Origin of the sequence: Vibrio minamisatsumaniensis (assembly GCF_050337445.1) — a bacterium.
Lineage (GTDB): Bacteria > Pseudomonadota > Gammaproteobacteria > Enterobacterales > Vibrionaceae > Vibrio > Vibrio artabrorum.
In genome coordinates this window covers 19,334-41,583 of the sequence record NZ_JAKJSY010000011.1, presented here as the reverse complement: position 1 = coordinate 41,583, position 22,250 = coordinate 19,334, and the positions used below count along the sequence as shown (strand labels likewise).

22 protein-coding genes are annotated in these 22,250 nt (G+C 44.7%); 15 read left to right on the top strand and 7 right to left on the bottom strand.

From position 1 onward, the window contains the following. Window positions 1-175 precede the first annotated feature (175 nt). The 3 genes from map to L4B77_RS02400 all read left to right on the top strand — a co-directional run bounded on the left by map (window position 176) and on the right by L4B77_RS02400 (window position 4,362). The gene (map, locus tag L4B77_RS02410; protein WP_261837888.1) at window positions 176-1,054 is read left to right on the top strand and encodes a type I methionyl aminopeptidase; all 879 of its coding nucleotides are present in this window, start codon (window positions 176-178) and stop codon (window positions 1,052-1,054) included. 138 nt (window positions 1,055-1,192) lie between these two features. After that, a complete protein-coding gene (gene glnD, locus L4B77_RS02405) occupies window positions 1,193-3,814 on the top strand; it encodes a bifunctional uridylyltransferase/uridylyl-removing protein GlnD (protein WP_261837889.1) in 2,622 nt (873 codons plus the stop codon). A gap of 164 nt (window positions 3,815-3,978) precedes the next feature. Then, window positions 3,979-4,362 (top strand): DUF3461 family protein, encoded by a 384-nt coding sequence (locus L4B77_RS02400; RefSeq protein ID WP_429748282.1) that lies wholly within the window; start codon window positions 3,979-3,981, stop codon window positions 4,360-4,362. Between the two features lie 130 nt (window positions 4,363-4,492). Here L4B77_RS02400 and truC read toward each other — a convergent pair whose 3' ends face one another. Continuing rightward, window positions 4,493-5,257 (bottom strand): tRNA pseudouridine(65) synthase TruC, encoded by a 765-nt coding sequence (truC, locus tag L4B77_RS02395; RefSeq protein ID WP_429748281.1) that lies wholly within the window; start codon window positions 5,255-5,257, stop codon window positions 4,493-4,495. Beyond that, entirely contained in the window at window positions 5,257-5,571 is a 315-nt protein-coding gene (locus L4B77_RS02390) for a YqcC family protein (protein WP_372064931.1), read from the bottom strand. The genes truC and L4B77_RS02390 overlap by 1 nt, the downstream gene beginning before the upstream one ends. A gap of 87 nt (window positions 5,572-5,658) precedes the next feature. On the opposite strand from L4B77_RS02390, the gene L4B77_RS02385 reads away from it, so the two are divergent. Together L4B77_RS02385 and L4B77_RS02380 are read left to right on the top strand one after the other, a co-directional pair. Then, window positions 5,659-6,699 carry a DUF3549 family protein gene (locus L4B77_RS02385; RefSeq protein WP_429748280.1) on the top strand — a complete coding sequence of 347 codons (1,041 nt, stop codon included), beginning with the start codon at window positions 5,659-5,661 and terminating at the stop codon, window positions 6,697-6,699. 82 nt (window positions 6,700-6,781) lie between these two features. After that, the gene (locus tag L4B77_RS02380; RefSeq protein WP_261837894.1) at window positions 6,782-7,090 is read left to right on the top strand and encodes a DUF3301 domain-containing protein; all 309 of its coding nucleotides are present in this window, start codon (window positions 6,782-6,784) and stop codon (window positions 7,088-7,090) included. Here L4B77_RS02380 and L4B77_RS02375 read toward each other — a convergent pair. Then, the gene (locus tag L4B77_RS02375) at window positions 7,056-7,574 is read right to left on the bottom strand and encodes a GNAT family N-acetyltransferase (protein ID WP_429748279.1); all 519 of its coding nucleotides are present in this window, start codon (window positions 7,572-7,574) and stop codon (window positions 7,056-7,058) included. The two genes, L4B77_RS02380 and L4B77_RS02375, sit on opposite strands and share 35 nt — an antisense overlap. 761 nt (window positions 7,575-8,335) lie before the next feature. Here L4B77_RS02375 and L4B77_RS02370 point away from each other — a divergent pair. Both L4B77_RS02370 and L4B77_RS02365 read left to right on the top strand, forming a co-directional pair. Further along, window positions 8,336-8,623, top strand: coding sequence for a hypothetical protein (locus tag L4B77_RS02370; RefSeq protein WP_261837896.1), 288 nt, complete (start codon window positions 8,336-8,338; stop codon window positions 8,621-8,623). A gap of 22 nt (window positions 8,624-8,645) precedes the next feature. Then, on the top strand, window positions 8,646-9,089 hold the full coding sequence (locus tag L4B77_RS02365; protein ID WP_372040217.1) for a YaiI/YqxD family protein: 444 nt from the start codon (window positions 8,646-8,648) through the stop codon (window positions 9,087-9,089). A gap of 109 nt (window positions 9,090-9,198) precedes the next feature. Here L4B77_RS02365 and L4B77_RS02360 read toward each other — a convergent pair whose 3' ends face one another. Beyond that, window positions 9,199-10,785: an AbgT family transporter gene (locus L4B77_RS02360; protein WP_429748278.1), complete on the bottom strand. Its 1,587-nt coding sequence runs from the start codon at window positions 10,783-10,785 to the stop codon at window positions 9,199-9,201. 388 nt (window positions 10,786-11,173) lie between these two features. Further along, window positions 11,174-11,299 carry a type B 50S ribosomal protein L36 gene (gene ykgO, locus L4B77_RS02355; RefSeq protein ID WP_004734365.1) on the bottom strand — a complete coding sequence of 42 codons (126 nt, stop codon included), beginning with the start codon at window positions 11,297-11,299 and terminating at the stop codon, window positions 11,174-11,176. A 124-nt stretch (window positions 11,300-11,423) separates the two neighbouring features. Here ykgO and tsaA point away from each other — a divergent pair, with 124 nt between their 5' ends. The 5 genes from tsaA (at window position 11,424) to L4B77_RS02330 (ending at window position 15,114) form a co-directional block, all read left to right on the top strand. Next, window positions 11,424-12,119: a tRNA (N6-threonylcarbamoyladenosine(37)-N6)-methyltransferase TrmO gene (gene tsaA, locus L4B77_RS02350; protein WP_429748277.1), complete on the top strand. Its 696-nt coding sequence runs from the start codon at window positions 11,424-11,426 to the stop codon at window positions 12,117-12,119. 101 nt (window positions 12,120-12,220) lie between these two features. After that, on the top strand, window positions 12,221-13,939 hold the full coding sequence (locus L4B77_RS02345) for a proline--tRNA ligase (RefSeq protein ID WP_261837900.1): 1,719 nt from the start codon (window positions 12,221-12,223) through the stop codon (window positions 13,937-13,939). A 220-nt stretch (window positions 13,940-14,159) separates the two neighbouring features. Then, the gene (locus L4B77_RS02340) at window positions 14,160-14,363 is read left to right on the top strand and encodes a YaeP family protein (RefSeq protein WP_017086219.1); all 204 of its coding nucleotides are present in this window, start codon (window positions 14,160-14,162) and stop codon (window positions 14,361-14,363) included. Between the two features lies 1 nt (window position 14,364). Further along, the gene (locus L4B77_RS02335) at window positions 14,365-14,556 is read left to right on the top strand and encodes a DUF4250 domain-containing protein (protein ID WP_372040215.1); all 192 of its coding nucleotides are present in this window, start codon (window positions 14,365-14,367) and stop codon (window positions 14,554-14,556) included. Between the two features lie 231 nt (window positions 14,557-14,787). Beyond that, a complete protein-coding gene (locus L4B77_RS02330; RefSeq protein WP_261837902.1) occupies window positions 14,788-15,114 on the top strand; it encodes a hypothetical protein in 327 nt (108 codons plus the stop codon). A 350-nt stretch (window positions 15,115-15,464) separates the two neighbouring features. Here L4B77_RS02330 and glyA read toward each other — a convergent pair whose 3' ends face one another. Then, window positions 15,465-16,715: a serine hydroxymethyltransferase gene (glyA, locus tag L4B77_RS02325; RefSeq protein ID WP_429748276.1), complete on the bottom strand. Its 1,251-nt coding sequence runs from the start codon at window positions 16,713-16,715 to the stop codon at window positions 15,465-15,467. Window positions 16,716-17,062: 347 nt separating this feature from the next. Between glyA and L4B77_RS02320 the strand changes: the two genes are divergently transcribed. The 3 genes from L4B77_RS02320 (at window position 17,063) to L4B77_RS02310 (ending at window position 20,324) form a co-directional block, all read left to right on the top strand. Further along, window positions 17,063-17,665: a YitT family protein gene (locus L4B77_RS02320; RefSeq protein ID WP_261839725.1), complete on the top strand. Its 603-nt coding sequence runs from the start codon at window positions 17,063-17,065 to the stop codon at window positions 17,663-17,665. 82 nt (window positions 17,666-17,747) lie between these two features. Beyond that, window positions 17,748-19,313 (top strand): winged helix-turn-helix domain-containing protein, encoded by a 1,566-nt coding sequence (locus L4B77_RS02315; RefSeq protein WP_429748275.1) that lies wholly within the window; start codon window positions 17,748-17,750, stop codon window positions 19,311-19,313. A gap of 102 nt (window positions 19,314-19,415) precedes the next feature. Then, complete coding sequence (locus tag L4B77_RS02310) at window positions 19,416-20,324, top strand: hypothetical protein (RefSeq protein ID WP_429748274.1); 909 nt, start codon at window positions 19,416-19,418, stop codon at window positions 20,322-20,324. A 145-nt stretch (window positions 20,325-20,469) separates the two neighbouring features. Here L4B77_RS02310 and treC read toward each other — a convergent pair whose 3' ends face one another. Then, entirely contained in the window at window positions 20,470-22,155 is a 1,686-nt protein-coding gene (gene treC, locus L4B77_RS02305; protein ID WP_429748273.1) for an alpha,alpha-phosphotrehalase, read from the bottom strand. Window positions 22,156-22,250 lie beyond the last annotated feature (95 nt).

Sequence of the window (22,250 nt, the reverse complement as noted above, 5' to 3'; positions counted from 1 at the left end):
TATAAAATAGTGCCCTACTCAAACTACGTTTGGATTATAGAACCGAATATTATCGCCCCAGACAGAGCAGTATCCACCTATATTATAGGGGTATGGGAATGTTGCGCTAAAATGCTGCACTGATAGAATAGCCCCAATATGCACACTTAGGTGCTACCCAATTAAGAGATATGCAATGGCTGTAAAAATTAAAACTGCTGAAGAAATTGAAAAAATGCGCGTCGCTGGCAAGTTGGCCTCTGACATTTTGGAGATGATTGAACCTCACATCCAAGCCGGCACAACGACAGAAGAGCTCAACGAAATCTGTCATCAGTACGCGCTAGAAAGAGGCGCATACTCAGCACCACTTGATTACCACGGTTTTCCTAAGTCAATCTGTACGTCTATCAATCATATTGTGTGTCACGGCATTCCAGCGTCACAAGACGAGGTGGGCAGCACGGGGCAATTCAAGCCTGCGGTATTAAAAGATGGCGACATTCTGAACGTTGATATCACGGTCATCGTTCCTGATGACGAAAACGCCGACCTCAGTGTACGCCCACAAGGTTATCATGGTGATACGTCTAAGATGTTCCTGGTTGGTGAAGTGTCACCGGCAAACAAGCGTCTGTGTATGGTTGCTCAAGAAGCGCTTTACGAAGGCATGCGCCAAGTAAAACCCGGTGTTCAGCTCGGTCAAATCGGTACCGCGATTGAGAAGTACATCAAAACAAACAATAAGAATAACCCACGCGCTAAGTTCTCAATTGTAAAAGATTACTGTGGTCACGGCATTGGGTCTGAATTCCACGAAGAGCCCCAAGTCGTTCACTACAAAAACAACGACCGCACAGTACTAAGAGCTGGAATGTGTTTCACTATCGAACCAATGATCAACGCGGGTAAGTTTGGTTGCCGTCTCGATGATGAAGATAGCTGGACAGTGTACACAGCAGACAGCAAAAACTCAGCGCAGTGGGAACACACCTTGGTTGTGACCGATACGGGTTGTGAAGTGCTAACGCTGCGCAGCGATGATACCATTCCACGTATCATGAAGAACGCTTAGTCCAACAAGCTGAATAGATCAGACTTTTAAAAATATCCTCGCATTGTCGAGGATATTTTTTATCTACCCCATTTCGATTTTCCATCAGCTTCTGTTAAATTGTTTACTCTTCTCATTTGCTTGCACGGATAGCAAACTATGCCTTATCAATGCCCTCTTACGTTCAATGACGAACAAATTGAAATCTGCGAATTGAAAAATAAGCTTGAAGTCTTTACGCAATATCAGAAAGATGAATTTCTAAATCATCACCCAGTGACTGATTTGGTGTTGATGCGCTCTGATTACATGGACTTGCTTCTCAATCGATTATGGGAATATTTTGAATTCAATCACTTGCCTCATATCGCTCTTGTTGCGGTTGGTGGCTATGGCCGAGGCGAGCTCCACCCTCTTTCCGACATTGATATTTTGATCGTCTCGCAAAAAACATTACCCCCCGCACTGGGTGAAAAGATCAGTCAATTCATTACCTTGCTTTGGGATTTAAAACTCGAGGTTGGCCATGCGGTACGTACTATTGCTGAGTGTATTGAGATTGGCAGTGATGATTTAACCGTTGCAACCAATCTGCAAGAGTCGCGCTTACTGTGTGGCAGTGAAGACACCTTCCAAGAATTAAAACTCAAGGTTCATTCCGATTCATTTTGGCCAAGTGAGGCTTTTTACCAAGCTAAGATTCAAGAGCAGAGAACGCGTCATGCTCGTTACCACGACACCACGTATAACCTAGAGCCGGACATCAAATCGACGCCTGGAGGCTTAAGAGATATCCATACATTGAGTTGGGTAGCACGCCGCCACTTCGGTGCGACCTCTTTGTTAGAGATGAGCAAATACGGTTTTCTCACCGATGCAGAGTATCGTGAATTAGTTGAGTGCCAAGATTTCCTATGGCGCGTTCGTTTTGCACTGCACATTGAATTACGCCGCTACGACAACCGACTCACCTTTGCCCATCAAGCTCAAGTGGCAGAACACCTTGGCTATACGGGGGAAGGCAATCTTGGCGTCGAAATGATGATGAAGGAGTTCTACCGAACCCTTCGTCGTGTTGCTGAACTTAACAAGATGCTGCTTAAGCTGTTCGACCAAGCGATCATTAACGGTGGTCAGACCCAAGAGGCTGAGATTCTTGACAACGACTTCCAACGTCGAGGTTCATTGATTGAAGCGCGTAAGCCAGCCCTATTCCAAGCAAGACCAGAAACTATTCTCGATATGTTCATCCACATCGCGAATGACTCTTCTATTGAAGGGGTCAGCCCACCCACATTGCGACAACTGCGAACAGCGCGTCGTCGATTGAATCGATTCCTGCATACAATCCCTGAAGCACGCGATAAGTTCATGGCATTGGTTCGCCACCCAAATGCCCTGCATAAAGCTTTTAGCTTAATGCATAAGCTGGGCGTGCTTTCCGCTTACTTACCCCAGTGGAGCCAGATCGTTGGTCAGATGCAGTTTGACCTATTCCATGTTTACACCGTTGATGAGCACAGTATTCGCCTACTCAAGCACATCAACCGATTTGGTCAAATCGAAAACCACGACAAGCACCCTATTTGCTGTGAAGTGTATCCACGCGTGCAAAAGAAAGAGATCTTGATTCTCGCGGCTATCTTCCACGACATCGGCAAAGGCCGCGGTGGAGACCACTCAGAGATCGGTGCTGTTGAAGCTTACTCTTTCTGTATCGAGCACGGGCTATCAAAACCAGAAGCCAAGCAAGTATCTTGGTTAGTACAAAACCACTTGTTAATGTCGGTCACCGCTCAACGCCGTGATATCCACGATCCTGATGTCATTGCCGAGTTCGCGAAAAAAGTTCGCGATGAAGAGTCGTTAGAATTATTAGTGTGTCTGACTGTCGCCGACATTTGTGCAACTAACCCCGATCTTTGGAATAGCTGGAAACGCACTTTGTTGGCAGAGTTATTTCACTCAACACAAAGAGCACTGCGTCGCGGTCTAGAAAACCCGGTTGATGTCAGAGATCGTATTCGTCATAACCAACAAATGGCCTCAGCACTGCTGCGTAAAGAGGGCTTCACAGCTCGTCAAATTGAGGTACTTTGGCAGCGCTTCAAAGCCGACTACTTCTTACGTCATACGCATAAGCAAATCGCTTGGCATTGTGAGCATTTGCTTCGCTTAGAAGATCCAAGCCAACCCCTAGTATTAATCAGCAAAAAAGCCACTCGTGGTGGTACCGAGGTGTTTGTTTACTGTAAAGATCAAGCGGCACTGTTTGCGACCGTGGTTGCCGAACTCGACAGACGTAACTTTAATGTTCACGACGCGCAGGTCATGATCAGCAAAGATGGCCATGTTTTGGATACATTTATTGTGCTGGACCAGCATGGCGAAGCGATTGACGAAGCAAGACACAAAGCCATCGCCAAACACTTGTTGCACGTTCTTACTGATGGTCGTCCAACCAAAATAAAAACACGTCGCACCCCTCGAAATTTACAGCACTTCAAGGTGAAAACTCTGGTTGAATTTCTCCCGACAAAGAGCAAAAAGCATACCTTGATGGAGTTGAGAGCACTCGACACTCCGGGGTTATTGGCTGAAGTCGGTGCGACCTTTGCTGAATTGGACATAAATTTGCATGGCGCGAAGATCACCACGATAGGCGAACGAGCAGAAGATTTGTTCATACTGACCAGTGAAGCCGGAGGAAGACTTTCTGAAGAGCAGGAGCAAGCGCTGAGAGAAAGATTGACGGAACATGTTTCGGAACTGGCCCCCTAATAAGAGAATCCAATCATGAACGAAGAGTGGGTAAAGATAGAGAGCGATCTTGCCCACAACTTACCATCAATTCCTAGATCTCATCTATCTAGCTCATCATTAGACTGCTACATTGATTAAGTCAATGACATAAAAGTATTACATTCATCAACTAGAGGTCGCTTATGTATCCAAACCTCACTGGCTTAGGTATCCACGAACCTAAACAGATTGAACGTTACTCCCTTCGCCAAGAAGCCTACAAAGATATTTTGAAGATTTACTTTCGAAAGCAGAAAGGCGAACTGTTCGCGAAAAGTGTTAAGTTTAAGTACCCACGACAAGTAAAAAGTGTGCTGGTTAGTGGTGGCAATAATCAATACAAAGAAGTGACTGAGATTAACCGCAACCTCACGCTTGTGATTGATGAACTGAACAAAATCACTAAACCGACCCCAATGGCCGAAGTGGATGTAAAGCAGAAGATCCTGACTGACTTACGCCACCTAGAGAAAGTCGTCTCTAGCAAGATCGCAGAGATCGAAGCCGACCTTGCAAAGCTGAAATGATCCTGCAATGAACGGTTGACTAGCCAACATGAGTTATGTCGCTAAGATCACACAAATATCAAAAAGGGCTGATATCACGATCAGCCCTTTGTTTTTATTCTAATTTCTCAATTCCCTTCGGTGTCATTACTTAACCGGTTGGGATTAACTTAGACAAACATGTTTGAGCATCGATTAGGTTGGTATCCCACTCAAAGGTTTCAAACAACCTTAGCCAAGTTTCATCCAGGTTGGCTTTCATCACCAACTCTTCTTTTGTGTAAGGATGAATAAAGCGAAGCTCAGAAGCGTGCAACAACAAACGGTGCGAATCTAAATCATCACGGAACAGTCGGTTGTGCTTACCATCACCATGTGAAGTATCACCCACAATCGGGTGTCTTAGATGCGCCATGTGACGACGCAACTGATGTTTGCGGCCTGTCTTTGGCATCATCTCAACCAAGCAGTAACGACTGGTCGGGAACCGTCCTGTAGAGTATGGCACTTCTACTTTTGCTAGCGGTTCATAGACTGTCACCGCCTCTTGCGCTTCTTTGTCTTCTTTCGCGAACTTATCTGCGATCTTATCCAGCTCAACCTTAAGTGCATAATCGAGCGTATCGCCCTCTTCGATCCAACCACGAACAATCGCATGATAGGTTTTTTGCATCTCATGATTAGCGAACATTGGCATCACCTGTGAAGCAACCTCACTCGACAACGCAAACACCAGCACACCCGATGTCGGTCTGTCTAAACGGTGCAAAGGAAAGACATGCTGACCCATTTGATCACGCAGTGTCTGCATCACAAATTGAGTCTCATGCTTGTCCAACCATGAACGATGCACTAGCATGCCCGCGGGCTTATTCACCGCGACAAAATACGCATCTTGATAAATGATCTCTAACATTATGCGCATACCTCATCAATGCTCTGAATCGTGACGAGCAGTTCAGCCTTATCTACCTCGTTTTTCCACACTTCACTAAAGTATGGATAGATAGCAAACCCCTTAGGTAGCGGTACTTTCGCATCCATCATTGCGTTGATCTTTACGATAAAGATCCACTGCAACCACTCTTCTGGCTGTAGAGAATCAATGGCAAAAGGTTCAACGCTCGCCAAAGCTTCATCAGAAGGTGGAAGCGTGCTCCACATCGAACATTGGCGCATTTGTTGTTCTAATTGTTGAAGTAAAAGAGGTAACTTTGTGTCGGCTGTCATTTTTCACCAAGTTATTTATCGAGTGACCTTGAAATTGGGGCATAGAGTACCATCTATTTAGGAAAGAAAGTTAGGAGCTTTATTACTATGGAAACCATTCACACGCTCACTCAGTTGCTAAAGAATAGCGGTTGCCAATACGACATCTACGACCTAGGTCGTCGTATCCAGAAGATCGATAACACCTTATTCTCTGACGTTGAGCAAGGGAAACAGCCGTACCCATTTCCACTACAGAAACAAGCTCATTTAGCGATTAGCTACTGGAATGAACATAAACAGCCTTGGATTTGGTTTCTAAAATTCAAACTGGACGAAAGAGGCTTATTGCACCAAGGCGATGTGGGCAATTTTCTCAAGTTTGTTATCGAAGCGATGGGCACCCGTTTGAACGGCGAGATCAGCGAAGCTCAACAACAAAAGCTGTCTAACAACCCATATACTTTTAAACCTTCCGAAGACAAGATGGCCGTATTCCATAGCCAAGTCAGAGCAGCGTTAGACCTTACGACGAGCCAGTACTACGAACACGCTCAACACTACTTCACCGGTGAACTGGGATGGGATAACTGGAAAACCGTTGGCCTTCAGGGCATCACAGATATGTGTGCTCGTTTAGGCAGCCAACAAAACGGTGTCACAATTCGCAAAGCATTGAATAAACTGCCTTCAGAACCTCTATACGCGACACTCGGGGCGCTTGAGCATACGCAAATCAATGACAAGCTCGCTCAACGCTTACAAGAGATGGCTGAAAATGAGATGACCAGTCAAGATCCGGATCTGTTCTTGCTGTCTGCATTAGTTCGTGCCCTTTCTGGTGCAGAGCAAAGCATAACCAACGCTGTAATTAACCAAGTTTTGGCTAGCCCACGCTTAAGTCATCAAGAGGTATTGATTGGGTTAGCCGGTCGTAGCTGGCACGCATTACAAGATCCAGCAATTGCTGAGCAATTCTTGTTGCGCCTCGCACAAACGGGCAACCAAAACCTATTCAATCAGTTATTTGCAGATTTAGTGATGATTCCAACACTCAGAATGGTATTTTTACCCTTGTTGAACTCAAACCCATCACCAGAGCTTGCAAACGCACTTGTAGAGTTACAAAACGCGGCTAAATCTCAATAATTGTGACTGACAACGAGCTCAAAGCTCGATAACGCATCAAAATAGGCAAGACTCACCATTGGAATAGAGATTAAAGGGATATATGGTAGATAATTTATTGGCTATTTTGTTTCTATGCCTGTTTTGCTTTCTGTTTTGGCAACAGCGCAGGCAGTCAGAGCTTGCGAAGGCTGCCATTGCGAGAAAATGTAAAGAGCTCGACTTACAATTGTTGAGTGTCGCTTTCAGTGGCCATAAACTTAAGATGCGCTATGAACTGACTACAATTTGGCGTTGGCATACCGTTTATCAATTCGAATTTTCTGCGTTAGGTGACGACTGCTACAAAGGCAAACTGACCATGGTGGGGTTCCGCTCTATGCGGTTTGAGCTGCAGCCTCACAGAATATAGCGTCGCAATACCTGGTGTAACGATATTCATGAAAAGGGCCAAACTGATCTTGTTTGGTCTCTTTAAATTCAAAGCCTATTTTTTCCAATAATTTAATGGATGGGTTGTGGCCGACATTCACCGTTGCAATCACATTCGTTAGACGTTCTTCAAAACAAACGAAACTAAAAAACGGTTTTAACACTTCACTAGCAAAACCTTGATTCCAGTATTTTTTATCCAAAATAAAGCCAAGTTCATGTCTCCCTTTTTCAGATGAAACAAAGACATGTCCAAGGTATTCACGGGTTTGGTTATGAATGATCGCCCGACAAAAGCCAACGTTATCTTGCAGAATTTGTTGAAAAATGTGCTTCGCTGAGGCAACAGAATACGGTCCGTTCATTTCAGCCCGATTAATCGGGCAGCAATTCAACTTGATAAAGTCGTGTTGTAGCTGTTCAGTGTAAGGAACTAACAGCGTTCTTGAGGTTGCTATCGTCATAAAACACTCCTTGTGTTGACCATTAGCAGAAAAGCAGAGGCTGCATACTTAGATAGAGGCACCTTCATCCAAAGCCCCTAGATAAAAAGCTTCAGGTAAAGAAAAGCCCCAACACCGAAGTGTCAGGGCTAGGGTCTTACTCGCAGCAGTCCAGCTACTCATTAATGCTCCATGCATCATCCATAATAGTGGCTGTAATCCTTCAGCTCTTTCCTTTACTTCGCCATCCTAGCGGTGTCCAAATCATCCTGAAAGCTAACCATCCAAGTTAGCGCACATCACTTGTTCCGTGAGCGGTGTCCTTTACATCATCCTGATGCTAATCCAACCCTTTAATCCTAAAGGTGTCCATTGTCATTCCGTTGCAGCTAACGTCCTGTTAACTGACTGCATCCCTACAATGTCCTTACGCTCCATGCTTGATCACTCAATCCTAAGTAACCAAATCTTCATCCTGAAGATAACCAAATCCTTGGTGCTTTCCTGTTCCGTGTCAGAATCCTTCCGACAAGATTCAATTTACGTGATTTAGAATTTCGGGCAATAGATGGGTATCTCATTTTTACCCCACCTGAATTGTTAACTATATAAAACAATTAAAAATCAAAAAGTTATCAAGAACACATCCATTTCCCTAAAGAACAATTCGCGTTATCTCACAGACTTTGTAAGAGATCTCTCACAAGCTATGGGCGGTTTTATGATTCGCTATCATTCACCAGAGCGAGTAAAATGACTAAAGACTAAAAATGGAGGTCAACATGCTGACAAAAGATGTGTCTGAAGAGTTGAAAACTGTGCTTGAAGGACTGCAAGCGCAAGGGAAAGAGCCGACCGTTGCTTTAGTTAAAGCCCGTATGAGCACATCAGTTCCGATGCCTGCTTTAATCGCGACCATCAAGAGCTGGAAAAGCGCAAATCGCGTTCCTAAAGTGGAAGTCGCAACACAAGAAGCGCCGGCACTCGATCGTGTTAGCCAACTGGAAAAGCAAATCCTTGAACTCACCGCTCGCGTTGCCACACTAGAAGCTAAGCTATTAGACAAATAAGCTAACAGAGAAATAGAACACTATGAAGATATGGGTTGATGCGGACGCTTGTCCCAAGGTTATCCGAGAAACAATCGTACGCGCCGCTGAGCGCACAGGGGTACAATGCACCTTTGTGGCAAACCATCTGGTTCCGGTTCCCAAACGCAACAACATTCACTCAATTCAAGTACCGAGCGGGTTTGATATCGCTGACGACGAAATCGTAAAACGCACAGAGCCCGGTGACCTCGTGATTACCTCTGACATTCCTCTGGCGGATGAAGTGATCACCAAAGGCGGACAAGCACTCAGCTCTCGCGGCGAGCTTTACACCAAAGAGACCATCAAAGCACGTCTCAACATTCGTGACTTTATGGATACCATGCGTTCAAGCGGTATCCAAACGGGTGGACCAAGCACCCTTTCTCAAACTGATCGTCGTGAATTCGCGAATCATTTGGATAGAATTCTAGCCAAACGTTAGTCCATCCATTTACGTTTGATTTGTCAAAACAAAAAAACCTGCAATCTATGCAGGTTTTTTATTATCGATAAAGAAGAGGTTCCCCATCAAAGCGATAACTCACTCTATACTAAGGTGTGTAGTACGTTGCAGCACCAGGGCCGACAGGAAGACCGAATACGAAGACCCATAGGTAGAACAAGATACTCCAACCGAACATGAATACCATTGAGTAAGGCAACATGGTCGCGATCAGTGTACCGATACCCAGGTTCTTCATGTAGCGAGTCGCTACGGCAAGGATAAGACCGAAGTAGCTCATCATTGGTGTAATGATGTTGGTTGTTGAATCACCGATACGGTATGCCGCTTGAATCGTTTCAGGTGCGTAGCCTACTAGCATTAGCATTGGAACGAAGATTGGCGCTGTTACTGCCCACTGTGCAGAAGCTGAACCGATCATCAGGTTAATGAAGCCACACATTAGGATGAATGCGAAGAACAGCATTGGACCCGTTAGGCCGATATCCTGAAGGAATGTTGCGCCACCGACAGCGACCACTTGACCAAAGTTAGTCCACTTAAAGAAAGCAACAAACTGTGCAGCAAAGAATACAAGAACAATGTACATGCCCATTGAAGACATAGACGTTGCCATTGCATTAATCACATCACGGTCACTCTTCATTGAACCAGTAACTTTGCCGTAAACAAAACCAGGAATAGCAAAGAAGACGAAGATAAATGCGACAATACTTTTTAGAAATGGAGAACCTGAAATCGTACCCGCTTCTGAACGCAGAACACCGTCAGCAGGAACCACCGTCCAAGCTAAAAGCGCACTGACGATGAATACAGCAATCCCCGCTAGCTTAAGGCCTTTCTTCTCAATAGCAGTCAGCTTACCCATAGAGTCATTTGAAAGATCTTCAGACGCCTCTTCATCGTTGTACTTACCAAGCTTGGGTTCAACAATTTTCTCTGTTACTAACGCACCTGTAATCGCAATGAAGAAGGTAGAAACAAACATGAAGTACCAGTTTGATTCGGGACCAACAGAGTAAGATGGGTCTATCATTTGAGCGGCTGTTTCTGTAATACCAGAAAGCAATGGATCAACCGTACCGATTAAAAGGTTTGCAGAGTAACCGCCAGAGACACCCGCGAACGCGGCTGCGAGACCCGCCAATGGGTGACGCCCCAAAGAGTGGAAAAGCATTGCTGCCAACGGGATAAGTACCACATAACCCAACTCAGAAGCCGTGTTAGAGATAATACCGGCAAAAACGACAGTAACCGTAACCATGCGCTTAGATGCGCCCATTACCATACCACGCATAGCCGCTGATAACAGACCTGAATGCTCAGCAATCGCAACACCGAGCATTGCAACAAGCACAGTACCAAGTGGCGCAAAGCCAACAAAGTTTTTAACTAGATTCGTAACAATGAGCTGTAAGCCTTCAGCATTAAGTAAACTTACAACGTAGATCATGCCATCAGCGGAACGACCGTTGGCCCCTTCTGGGCGAGGATCCATAACTGAAACGTCGAAGTAACCAGCGATCCCTGAAGAAATCAGTATTGCGACACAGAAGATTGCGAAAAGAGTAATTGGGTGGGGTAATAGATTCCCCAAATATTCAACACCATCGAGAAAGCGGGTAAAAATAGGTTTCTTTGGTGAGTTGTTTTGTATTGAAGCTGATGAACTCATCAGTTCCCTCCTTGTAGTGATTCCTGTGCAATTGTGACAAAAATGTTCAAATTGCCAACGCAGAGTACGCGACAAAAGTATCGATGAAAAACCCCAAAATGTTACAAAACATGTAATATTTGACGATTTTTAACCAAACACAAACAATTAATTAGCAAATTAAACCACAAAAAACACCAAGCTTAGAATTATAGCTCACACGAAGATATTCATAAAAGATATAGTTAAAACTATAACCTATTGATTTAACTTGTTATAAGGTTTTCCGTGCGATAAAATCCACTTTAGCGTCCACTGGCCTCGATTCGAAGGAAAAGAAATACAGACGAATGAACGACGTTTGACTTTTCCCTCGCTTTTTACACACATGTCACATCAAACAGACCGCCTATTTTTGAACCGCTTTAAATCTCGGATTGGTTTTACAGATAACATAATGACGCCCTCTGCGCTTTACTATCTGACAATCAGGATGACGGCTTTTCGCACTTTTAAGTGATTTCACAACTTTCATTCTATTTCCCTCAAACAACCAATTTGAAATGTTATAACATCACAAATAATAATTATTATCAAAAGAAAAACAAGCGATTTTATGATATTTTTCCGTCTTAATCGTAATCAGAGAACACCCAACTATGTACACCATTGAACCTGTTGGCTTTATTGAGTCTCCTTATAAAGAGAAGTTCGCTGTGCCAAGGCAGCCTAGGTTGGTACCGACATCCACCTCTAGAGTTAGGTTGGTTGATGCAGCAAACTGTCTTGAGTCTGTGCGTGATATTGAGCAATTTAGCCATGTTTGGTTACTGTTTCTGTTCGACAAGAACCTTGAAGCCGGCTGGAAACCAACCGTGAGACCCCCTCGCCTTGGTGGGAACGAACGTATTGGTGTCTTCGCGTCTCGTGCCACATTCAGACCCAATGGAATTGGCATGTCAGCGGTTGAACTAAAAGGCGTGTCTCAAGAGAAAGGACAAACTTGGTTGGATCTCGGCAGCGTCGACTTAGTAGACGGCACACCGATCATCGACATCAAGCCCTATATCCCCTACTCAGATTCGATTCCGAATGCATTGGGAGGATTTGCCACCGATGAACCAGAGGTGTTCGACGTTAACTTTTCGCAGCAAGCGCAAAATAAGCTCGCCAGTCATCCACAAGCACGCCATATCATTCAGGTGATCAAAGAAGTATTAGGCCAAGATCCTCGCCCTGCCTATAAGAAAGGTAAGCCTGACAACAAGGAATATGCGGTAAATTTATTCGATCTTAACGTGAAATTCGTGGTTGAAACGCTTTTCATCAATGTAACTGACATTGAACGCTTTTGAGATCCCAAATAGGCTGATATTATATACGGCTATATCAGATTTGCTGTGGTCACTAAGCACAGCAAGTTTTCTTTTATCAATGATGAAACGGATACCATAGAATGCGTACCAGTAACTACCTTCTTTCTACTCTGAAAGAGACTCCAAACGACGCAGAAGTTATCAGCCACCAGCTGATGCTACGTGCAGGTATGATCCGTAAGCTAGCTTCAGGTTTATATACTTGGCTACCTACCGGTCTACGTGTACTGCGTAAAGTTGAAAATATCGTTCGCCAAGAGATCGATAATGCAGGTGCCGTTGAAATCTTGATGCCCGTCGTTCAACCGTTTGAGCTTTGGGAAGAGACTGGCCGCAGCGAAAAGATGGGGCCTGAGCTACTTCGTTTCACAGACCGTCACTCTCGTCCGTTTGTTCTTAGCCCAACAGCTGAAGAAGTAGTGACGAGCCTAGTACGTAACGAAATCAGCTCTTACAAACAGCTCCCGCTAAACCTGTACCAAATCCAAACTAAATTCCGTGATGAGCGCCGCCCTCGTTTTGGTGTAATGCGTGCACGTGAATTCTCTATGATGGATGCGTACAGCTTTGATATCGATAAAGAAGGCTTAGAAAAGTCTTACCAAGCGATGCACGATGCTTACTGTAAAGCATTCGACCGCATGGGCCTTGAGTACCGTCCAGTATTGGCAGACTCTGGCGCAATCGGCGGCAGCGGCTCTCAAGAATTCCACGTTCTTGCTGAAAGCGGCGAAGACCTAATCGCATTCTCTACAGAATCTGATTACGCAGCGAACATCGAGAAAGCAGAAGCACTAGCTCCAACGACTGAAGCGGCAGCGCCAACTCAAGAGATGGAACTGGTTGATACGCCAAACGCAAAAACAATCGCAGAATTGGTAGAGCAACACGGTCTAGCCATCGAGAAGACAGTTAAGACTCTATTCGTTAAAGCTTCTGATGAAGTAGACGCTGATATCATCGCGCTAATCATCCGTGGCGACCACGAACTGAACGAAGTGAAAGCAGAGAACCTTCCACAAGTTGCTTCTCCGCTAGAGATGGCTTCTGAAGAAGAAATCCGTGCACTTGTTGGTGCCGGTCCGGGTTCACTTGGCCCTGTTGGTCTAGAGCTACCATTCATCGTTGACCGCTCTGTTGCTGTAATGAGTGACTTCGGCGCGGGCGCTAACGTAGATGGTAAGCACTACTTTGGCATCAACTGGGGTCGTGATGTAGAGCTTGCTCAAGTTGAAGACCTACGTAACGTTGTTGAAGGCGACCTAAGCCCATGTGGTCAAGGTACTATTCAGCTTAAGCGTGGTATCGAAGTTGGTCACATCTTCCAACTGGGTAATACTTACTCTAAAGCAATGAACTGTAACGTGCTTGGTCCGGATGGTAAGAGCGTAATCCTAGAAATGGGTTGTTACGGTATCGGTGTTTCACGTGTTGTTGCATCGGCTATCGAGCAAAACCACGATAAATTCGGTATCACTTGGCCTGACGCACTAGCGCCGTTCCAAGTTGCTATCGTACCAATGAACATGCACAAATCGGAGCGCGTTAAAGAAGCCGCTGAGAAGCTATACGCTGAATTAACAGCTATGGGTATCGAAGTACTATTCGATGACCGTAAAGAGCGCCCAGGTGTCATGTTTAAAGATATCGAACTAGTGGGTATCCCTCACACTATCGTTATCGGCGATCGCAGCATGGACGAAGGCAACTTCGAATACAAAAACCGTCGCACTGGTGATAAAGAAGCTATCGCTATGGACACAGTTATCGACCACCTTAAAGCTCAACTCGCTAAGTAATCCGATAACTGACCAGATAACCATTGAAAGGCTGCCATTAGGTGGCCTTTTATTTATCAGTAAAGAAAATCCACTGCGACCGAATATCCACTGAGTTCTCTTGCTGGTGAAATGAGACATTGAGCCAGAACAAAATAACCCTGCTCTTCATAATCTCCACTTTGTTTTATCTACCTCTATGTGTATATTGAGAGCAGTTATCATTTGGTTAGGTATAAAAATGAAAGTATACGATTGTTGTGATTTGGTGCGTGAACTGTATTCTCAAATTGGCAGTGGCGACCAAGGCTATATTCCTAAAGCGATCACCTGTGCGGTCAAAACATTGAATGACCTTGCTGCAGATGAAGCACTGCCGAAAGAGGCAAGAGATCGTGCCGCCTTTGCCGCAGCTAACCTGTTGATCTCTGATTTCGAGGACTAATATGAATCTCGCTAACTTTGAAAAGATGGATCCCGTGATGTTGATGAGTATCGTCAACATGAAGCTACGTGACGACTTCGGTGGGGATTTAGATCGAGTGGTCAATTTCTATGAAATAGACAAAGCAGCATTAATCGCAAAACTGGCATCTGCGGGGTTTGATTATCTTCCAGAAGCCAAACAGTTTCGATAGTCATTTAGAACACGCTTAATTTTGAAAGACCAGCCTCAGTGTTGGTCTTTTTTTTAATGATACGTATTGGATAAACATGTAGTGAGTCAATAATAAATTGTCTGCCTACATCTATACTTGTATATCTTAGAGTCAACGAACGCGCCTTGAACCAAAGCGTATTGTTGTATAGGCTACCTCAAGTACCCTATGACATTCATCGCCACATTCGATAATACCGAAGGACTAATAATGAAAAGACTCGGAATTTTAGCCGTTATCGCAGCCACATTCATGGCTGGGTGCGCTTCAAATACTCAGCAAGACAACTTTCGTGAAGCCTCTTTTGAGCTGTGTAATACTGAAGTCGATATCTACTCTGTCAGCCAAGATGAGCGCGTTCGTATCGTCTGCTCTGACGGTTCCAAGTTCGCTTTGAACAGCGAAGACACGCTGGAAGTGATGCGTGATATCAACATCGACTACTGTGATGGCGAGGGCTTAGGCAAATTCAATGAAAGCCGCAACTACTACTCATTTAAGTGTAAGTCAGGCACTTTATTGAGCATCAAAAAATAAAACCAAGATCAGAAAACGCTAAAGGGTTGATGTGCAAACATCAACCCCTTTTTGTTTCCTGCAATAACCCATCTTCAAAAACAAAAAAAGGCTCCTATGAAGGAGCCTCTAGTATCATCATTTTTCAAAGTAGACGTTGAAACTCTAGAAGAGCACGCGGAGCTTACGGATGTAAGTGAGCATGCTCGACAACGACTTTATTACTTACGAATACAAAAAAGGCTCCCAACAGGAGCCTTCAAATTTACCGTTTTTCAAAGTAGTCGTTTGAAATTCTAGGAGAGCACGCGGAGCTTACGGATGTAAGTGAGCATGCTCGACAACGAAGTTCAAATTACTACGCAGAAAAATTATGCGTAAACCGGTAGACGCTTACAGATCTCTAGTACTTTTGCTTTCGTTGCTTCGATAACAGACTCATCGCCCATGTTATCTAGGATGTCACACATCCAACCTGCTAGCTCTTTCGCATCGGCTTCTGAGAAACCGCGGCGAGTAATAGAAGGAGAACCGATACGGATACCTGAAGTCACGAACGGGCTACGAGGATCGTTAGGTACTGAGTTCTTGTTCACAGTGATGTTCGCTGAACCTAGTGCTGCATCTGCTTCTTTACCTGTGATGTCTTTGTCGATTAGGTCAACTAGGAACAGGTGGTTCTCTGTAGAACCTGACACGATGTTGTAACCGCGTGCTAGGAATTCAGCAACCATTGCTTTTGCGTTAGCAACGACACGAGCTTGGTACTCTTTGAACTCTGGCTCTAGCGCTTCTTTGAACGCTACAGCTTTACCCGCGATAACGTGCATTAGAGGGCCACCTTGACCGCCTGGGAATACTGCTGAGTTTAGCTTCTTGTAAAGATCTTCACCTTCATTAGAAAGAATAAGACCGCCACGAGGACCAGCAAGCGTTTTGTGCGTTGTTGTTGTTACAACGTGAGCGTGTGGCACTGGATTCGGGTAAACACCCGCAGCGATTAGACCAGCAACGTGAGCCATATCTACGAAGAAGTAAGCACCAACTTTGTCAGCGATTTCACGCATGCGCTTCCAATCACAAACTTGAGAGTAAGCAGAGAAACCACCGATGATCATCTTAGGCTTATGCTCGATCGCTAGCGCTTCCATCTCTTCGTAATCGATTTGACCAGCTTCATCGATGCCGTAAGGAATGATGTTGTAAAGCTTACCAGAGAAGTTGACTGGAGAACCGTGAGTAAGGTGACCACCGTGCGCAAGGCTCATGCCCAGAACGGTATCGCCAGCGTTTAGAAGAGCCATGTACACAGCGTTGTTTGCTTGAGAACCTGAGTGAGGTTGTACGTTTGCGTATTGCGCGCCAAACAGTTCACATGCACGTTCGATTGCTAACGCTTCAACTTTATCTACGTACTCACAACCACCGTAGTAACGCTTACCTGGGTAGCCTTCAGCGTATTTGTTTGTAAGTTGAGAACCTTGCGCTTCCATTACACGTGGGCTTGTGTAGTTTTCTGAAGCGATAAGTTCGATGTGCTCTTCCTGACGAAGAGTTTCTTCTTGGATAGCTGCGAATAGATCCGCATCGTAATCAGCAATGTTCATGTCACGCTTAAGCATCTGTATCTCCTGACTCAGATTGTACTGAAAGTTTCAAAAAAACCGCACAACGACCGAAAGCAAACGTTTTCGTCACTGTTTTAATGCGATGCATTCTACATAATTTGATCTAGGTCATAAAGAGCTAATTGCCATTTTATCATGCAGTTTTTTCATAATCACAAATAAGATTCATCATGGTTATTAAGCTTATCGAACCAAAGATGACGCTTACTGTCAATTATACGCTTTACACCCTGTAAAACGCAGATTACATAGGTTTACCTTAATTTTGCACCTCAAGCTACCGAAAGCTAAAGTTTTTCTCTACTATGCTCGCCTTTATTGGTTAGGTAATGACAAAAACGATGGAAAAACACTCACGTAAAGAAGATTGGATCGCGATTCTCACTGGCACGTTTTTGGTGGCGTTAGGCGTCTTCTTTTTGCAGTCAGCGAATCTGCTTACCGGTGGTACTACAGGTCTGGCTCTGCTTTTGAGTCAATTCTTGCCTGTAACCTTTGGTACTTTGTACTTTATGGCCAATTGCCCTTTCTACTTGTTAGCATGGAAACGGTTCGGCCGTAGCTTTGCGATTAGCAGTGCCATCGCTGGGGCGTTAGTGTCTGTCCTTGCTGACCATTTATACTTAGTTATTTCGCTAGAAGTTCATAACGAGATCTATTGTGCTGTTGCCGGCGGCTTGTTAATGGGCTTAGGTATGCTAATCCTATTCCGTCACCGCTCAAGCCTAGGTGGTTTCAACGTATTGTGTTTGTTTATCCAAGACCGCTACGGTATCTCGGTAGGTAAAACACAAATGGGTATTGATGCGTGTATTCTGTTTGCATCGTTCTTCTTCGTATCCCCTTGGATAATTGCCGTTTCAGTATTGGGCACCGCTGTATTGAATATCGTGCTTGCGATGAATCATAAACCAACTCGCTACTCGGTGAATTACGCGTCTTAATACCAATCACCCTGTGAATTACTAGCTGTTTTTAAAAACAAAAACAGCTAGAATTTAGGTTTTATAAACCGTCGCCTTTTCTATGCAAGATTACCTCTCTAGCGCCAAAGACCAACAAACCTCTATTTATATTGAAGGCTTGAAATTCAACCCCAACACACGAGTCTTAAGCTGCGACGAGCAGGTCATCGATTTAGAACCTCGTTCTATTGAATTACTCGAACTGTTTCTGACTAGCGTGGGTGAACCGCTCGCTGCTGAGCACATCATTGAATCTGTATGGCAAAGTAACTTCATTTCCAAAAATGTTCTGACAAACCGAATCAGTACCTTACGTTCAGTACTTCAAAAACACCTACCAGATAGCGACGCGACCAAAATACTGGTGACTTACCCACGCAAGGGCTACTTCCTTAACCCAAGCTCGGTTAGCTTTGCCGCGGCTTCCCCTGAAAACGCACCTAATAACGCCACCATAGAGTCTCCAACCAATAAAAAAGGATTTAGCTCCAATCCTGCTAACCCTTGGCTTATTGTGGTGTCTTTGGTTTTGCTGATCAGCACTGCGGTAATGAGTTATATGCTTTGGCAATCTTCGACTCGAGCCTCTGAAGTCGAACGCGACCAACGATTGATTCCTAAGGTTGAGCTGCTACTCAATCGCATTGATGCTGTCGGAGACAACGCAAGGCACTATCGCAAGGTAGTTAAAGCTCTGCTACTTCAACAGCAAATTGAGTACGCCTACACCGATTTAGCCAACCAAGATGCTCCTAGTTACTTCTTAGATCCAATAGATAGCTCCCCTTTCTTCCCTGGCGCGAAAAACATGCGCACCAGTGACTATCTACTTAACATTCAACTGAAGGACCAAGAAGTTAACAAACGACTCGCGGCCAAGGTCAGCCTGATCTACCCGATCTCAGGTAAGCTTGCCTTTCGTGGCGTTTATTCTGTTGATATAGACAACCTCAGCGAAAGCTTGATGGAGATTAACCAAGAGCTAGCCAGCTACTTTGCTTTGCCCGCACCGTTGTCGCCGGAATGGTCTGTCGACAATACCGAAGTCAGCGAGTTGCTGAGTGGAAAACCCATAATGTTTGATAACATCAAGCTCAACACCATGACGTCTACTCTGATTGCACGACAACTTGCTCTATTTGAAACGGATCAGAAGAAGCTCATTGCGTTCACCAATCTTGTCCAAACTCGATTTAAGTTACTGCCAGACGAACTCAAACTGTGGGTTGGTATCATTCATTTCAAACTGAGAGACCTGCAAACCGCAAAAGAACTCCTGACCAATACCTCAGGAAACTCTACGATCGAAAATGCGTTGGTTTATATGATGGTTTCTCACATTGCTTATAAGCAAGGCAACATGGAGAAGTTCCGCCTAAACTACATGGAGTCTCTGGTTGCGTTATTAAGAGTGGTTCCATCCGAAGATCTATTCGCTCGACTATCCAAACCTGAATCCAAATCGACCTGCCTACAACCTTGGAAGAACTTAAAGCTAAGCGTTAAAGAACCTTTAATCATAAAGCAGTGGGAAAAATTAATGCTTAACTACTGCACTGCTGTCGGGCAACAGCTCTCAAAGGAAAAACAAAAAACCTTTGAAATAAATAACTTAAACATAAATTAAGATCTTATGTGACTTCGTTTTTTGCCCTATTTACTCCTCAAACAATAGCATTCCTAAAAACATCGGGCCCACCAAGGGCTTCCAACTTTAGGAATGTTCAACATGAAAAAAACAATGACCCTGCTAGCGACCTCTCTCTTTGCTCTCTATGGTTGTGGCGGCGGAGGCGGCTCTTCTTCTGGTTCAACAGATGGCAATAAAGGTCCAAACAATCAGGTGGATTACCCGATTGCGAGCTCTGCATTTTCCCCTAAACCAGAAACAACATTGGGCTACTCGTTTACCAAAGATGGTCAGACTGAAGGCGTGATGACAATGAACTTCACTCCTTTAAGTGGTGAACTCATTATTGCAGGGTTAGAAGAAGAGGCCGGCAATGAAGCGGTTGTTCAAGTTATCAATGACCTGATCAATTACGGCATCACCGAATTTTATGTTTCTGAAGACATCATGACGAATGTTGAAGGTACACAAGAAGACGGCAGCATTTATTTTGCAGGCCCTGACCGCGGTCTACATGAAATCACCAATGCTTACTTTATTGATAGCCTATTCATCACAACAGTTATGCGCAGCAGTCCACTTTTTCGTTTGAATGGCGCCGATGTGAAAGAAAGTAACCCTAACCTCGATATCAGTGAAGAAACCACCTCACGACTAATGACTCTAAATGGTGCAGATGTCAAAAATATATTAGACGACTTTGAAGAGCACCTATGGGTTAAAAATTTGCCGATTGATACTTCATGCCAAGTTACCTGGCAACGAAAAATTGGCGAAACAGGCGTACGTAAGAGTTTCACTATCTCAGAAAAATCAATCGAAGCGGCGAACCTAACAGAGAAAAACACCTACTACATCAGATGTGAAGGCATGGATTCCGCAGAATTTGGCACATCATCAGAACGCTGGTTCAACCCTAGCATCGGTTTGATTGAACAGATTGAATTGATGTCTGTAGAACAATCTACGATCGAAGAATCAGCAGCGATACTGACTTCGATTAGCTAGCCTTGACTTAGATTCACTAAACCTGAGCGTAACTGCTAACTAGCCAAACCACGATAAAAAAGGCTTTGGGGAGCACTCCAAAGCCTTTGTAGAAGCCGAATCCTTTAAGGGGAATCAGAATTAGGCTTATTAAAATGAAACAAGGTTACCCTTCAATCAAGAGAATACGCGTCTCGTAAGGCCGTAGCACTTGGCGATGAGACGTAACAGAACGCTCGCTCACTGGATAATTAGACAACAGGCTCAGCGCCTTCGTCATCTCAAAACGCTCCGGTAACACGCACTCCGCCTCTTCACCATAATAGTTGTTAATGCACAGCAAGGTTTGCCCTTCGTTCTCACGTGCATACGCAAAAATGGATGAGTGCTCAGGCAGTAGATCTTGATAACTGCCATCCGTAATCACTGGCACTTGTTTACGTAACTCAATCAAGCTCTTATAGAAGTAAAAAACAGAGTCTTGGTCTTCAAGTGCTTGCTCAGCGTTGATCTCAGAGTAATTATTCGCTACATCAAGCCAAGGCTGAGCTTGTGAGAATCCTGCGTAAAGCTCACTGTTCCATTGCATTGGTGTACGAGAGTTATCACGAGACTTCTGCGCCAAAATCGCCATCATATCTTGATGAGCCACACCATCACGGTTGACCATGATGTCGTACATATTGGTACTCTCAACATCACGATACTGGCTAATTTCAGTATAGCCAGGGTTAGTCATGCCAATCTCTTCACCTTGATAGATATAAGGTGTGCCCTGCATCATGTGGACAGAAGCAGCGAGCATCTTGGCTGATTCAACGCGATATTGCTGATCGTTACCTAAGCGGCTCACCACTCTTGGTTGGTCGTGGTTACACCAGAACAGTGCGCCCCAACCTTTGCCGTTCAATCCCGTTTGCCAGTGATTGAAGATCGACTTAAGCTGTAAGAAATCGAATGGCGCATGAGTCCACTTCTCACCATTGGTGTAATCGACCTTAAGGTGGTGGAAGTTAAACACCATCGATAGCTCACTGTTATCAACGTTTGAGTATTGCTGGCAATGTTCCAACGTGGTTGAAGACATCTCGCCGACGGTCACGCTGCCGTATTTCTGGAAGACCGCTTCGCTGATCTCTTTCAGGTACTCGTGTACTCGTGGGCCATCGGTATAGAAACGACGACCATCGCCAATATCATCATTAGGGAAGTCTTGTTGCTTTGAAATCAGGTTGATCACGTCCAAGCGGAAACCGTCAACGCCCTTCTCGGCCCAAAAGCTGATCACGTCTTTCACTTCTTCGCGTACAACCGGGTTCTCCCAGTTTAGGTCAGCCTGTTCTTTGGCGAACAGGTGTAGGAAGTATTGCCCAGTCGTCTCATCTAATTCCCACGCATTACCACCGAACTTAGACTGCCAGTTAGTTGGTGCTTGACCGTTTACTGGGTCTTTCCAGATGTAATAATCACGGTATGGGCTGTTTTTGTCACCCCGTGCAGACTGAAACCATGCATGCTCTGTCGAGGTGTGGTTTACCACGATATCCATCACGATACGGATACCACGTTGGTGCGCTTCAGACAGCAATAAGTCGAAGTCTTGCATGGTGCCGAATTGAGGATTAATCGCGTAGTAGTCTGAAATATCGTAGCCATTATCGATCATGGGTGATGCGTAAACCGGGGTTAGCCAAATCGCATCGACGCTCAAATGTTTGAGGTAATCCAGTTTCGAAATGATCCCTTTGATATCGCCAGTACCCTTACTGCCACTGTCGCAGAAGCTCTTTGGGTAGATTTGATAGATGGTTGCGGTTTTCCACCAGCTTTCATCACGTTCAGTCATCGCCATCTCTAACACTCACTTACCAGAAAATATAAAATAAAAATCACCATGCAAATCATGGTCGAATAGGAGTCATTCCTAAGAGAAGAAGCGATAACTCA

Coding starts and splice junctions, on each gene's coding strand:
- map (WP_261837888.1), top strand. CDS start 176: ATGGCTGTAAAAATTAAAACTGCTGAAGAAATTGAAAAAATGCGCGTC.
- glnD (WP_261837889.1), top strand. CDS start 1,193: ATGCCTTATCAATGCCCTCTTACGTTCAATGACGAACAAATTGAAATC.
- L4B77_RS02400 (WP_429748282.1), top strand. CDS start 3,979: ATGTATCCAAACCTCACTGGCTTAGGTATCCACGAACCTAAACAGATT.
- truC (WP_429748281.1), bottom strand. CDS start 5,257: ATGTTAGAGATCATTTATCAAGATGCGTATTTTGTCGCGGTGAATAAG.
- L4B77_RS02390 (WP_372064931.1), bottom strand. CDS start 5,571: ATGACAGCCGACACAAAGTTACCTCTTTTACTTCAACAATTAGAACAA.
- L4B77_RS02385 (WP_429748280.1), top strand. CDS start 5,659: ATGGAAACCATTCACACGCTCACTCAGTTGCTAAAGAATAGCGGTTGC.
- L4B77_RS02380 (WP_261837894.1), top strand. CDS start 6,782: ATGGTAGATAATTTATTGGCTATTTTGTTTCTATGCCTGTTTTGCTTT.
- L4B77_RS02375 (WP_429748279.1), bottom strand. CDS start 7,574: ATGACGATAGCAACCTCAAGAACGCTGTTAGTTCCTTACACTGAACAG.
- L4B77_RS02370 (WP_261837896.1), top strand. CDS start 8,336: ATGCTGACAAAAGATGTGTCTGAAGAGTTGAAAACTGTGCTTGAAGGA.
- L4B77_RS02365 (WP_372040217.1), top strand. CDS start 8,646: ATGAAGATATGGGTTGATGCGGACGCTTGTCCCAAGGTTATCCGAGAA.
- L4B77_RS02360 (WP_429748278.1), bottom strand. CDS start 10,785: ATGAGTTCATCAGCTTCAATACAAAACAACTCACCAAAGAAACCTATT.
- ykgO (WP_004734365.1), bottom strand. CDS start 11,299: ATGAAAGTTGTGAAATCACTTAAAAGTGCGAAAAGCCGTCATCCTGAT.
- tsaA (WP_429748277.1), top strand. CDS start 11,424: ATGTACACCATTGAACCTGTTGGCTTTATTGAGTCTCCTTATAAAGAG.
- L4B77_RS02345 (WP_261837900.1), top strand. CDS start 12,221: ATGCGTACCAGTAACTACCTTCTTTCTACTCTGAAAGAGACTCCAAAC.
- L4B77_RS02340 (WP_017086219.1), top strand. CDS start 14,160: ATGAAAGTATACGATTGTTGTGATTTGGTGCGTGAACTGTATTCTCAA.
- L4B77_RS02335 (WP_372040215.1), top strand. CDS start 14,365: ATGAATCTCGCTAACTTTGAAAAGATGGATCCCGTGATGTTGATGAGT.
- L4B77_RS02330 (WP_261837902.1), top strand. CDS start 14,788: ATGAAAAGACTCGGAATTTTAGCCGTTATCGCAGCCACATTCATGGCT.
- glyA (WP_429748276.1), bottom strand. CDS start 16,715: ATGCTTAAGCGTGACATGAACATTGCTGATTACGATGCGGATCTATTC.
- L4B77_RS02320 (WP_261839725.1), top strand. CDS start 17,063: ATGGAAAAACACTCACGTAAAGAAGATTGGATCGCGATTCTCACTGGC.
- L4B77_RS02315 (WP_429748275.1), top strand. CDS start 17,748: ATGCAAGATTACCTCTCTAGCGCCAAAGACCAACAAACCTCTATTTAT.
- L4B77_RS02310 (WP_429748274.1), top strand. CDS start 19,416: ATGAAAAAAACAATGACCCTGCTAGCGACCTCTCTCTTTGCTCTCTAT.
- treC (WP_429748273.1), bottom strand. CDS start 22,155: ATGGCGATGACTGAACGTGATGAAAGCTGGTGGAAAACCGCAACCATC.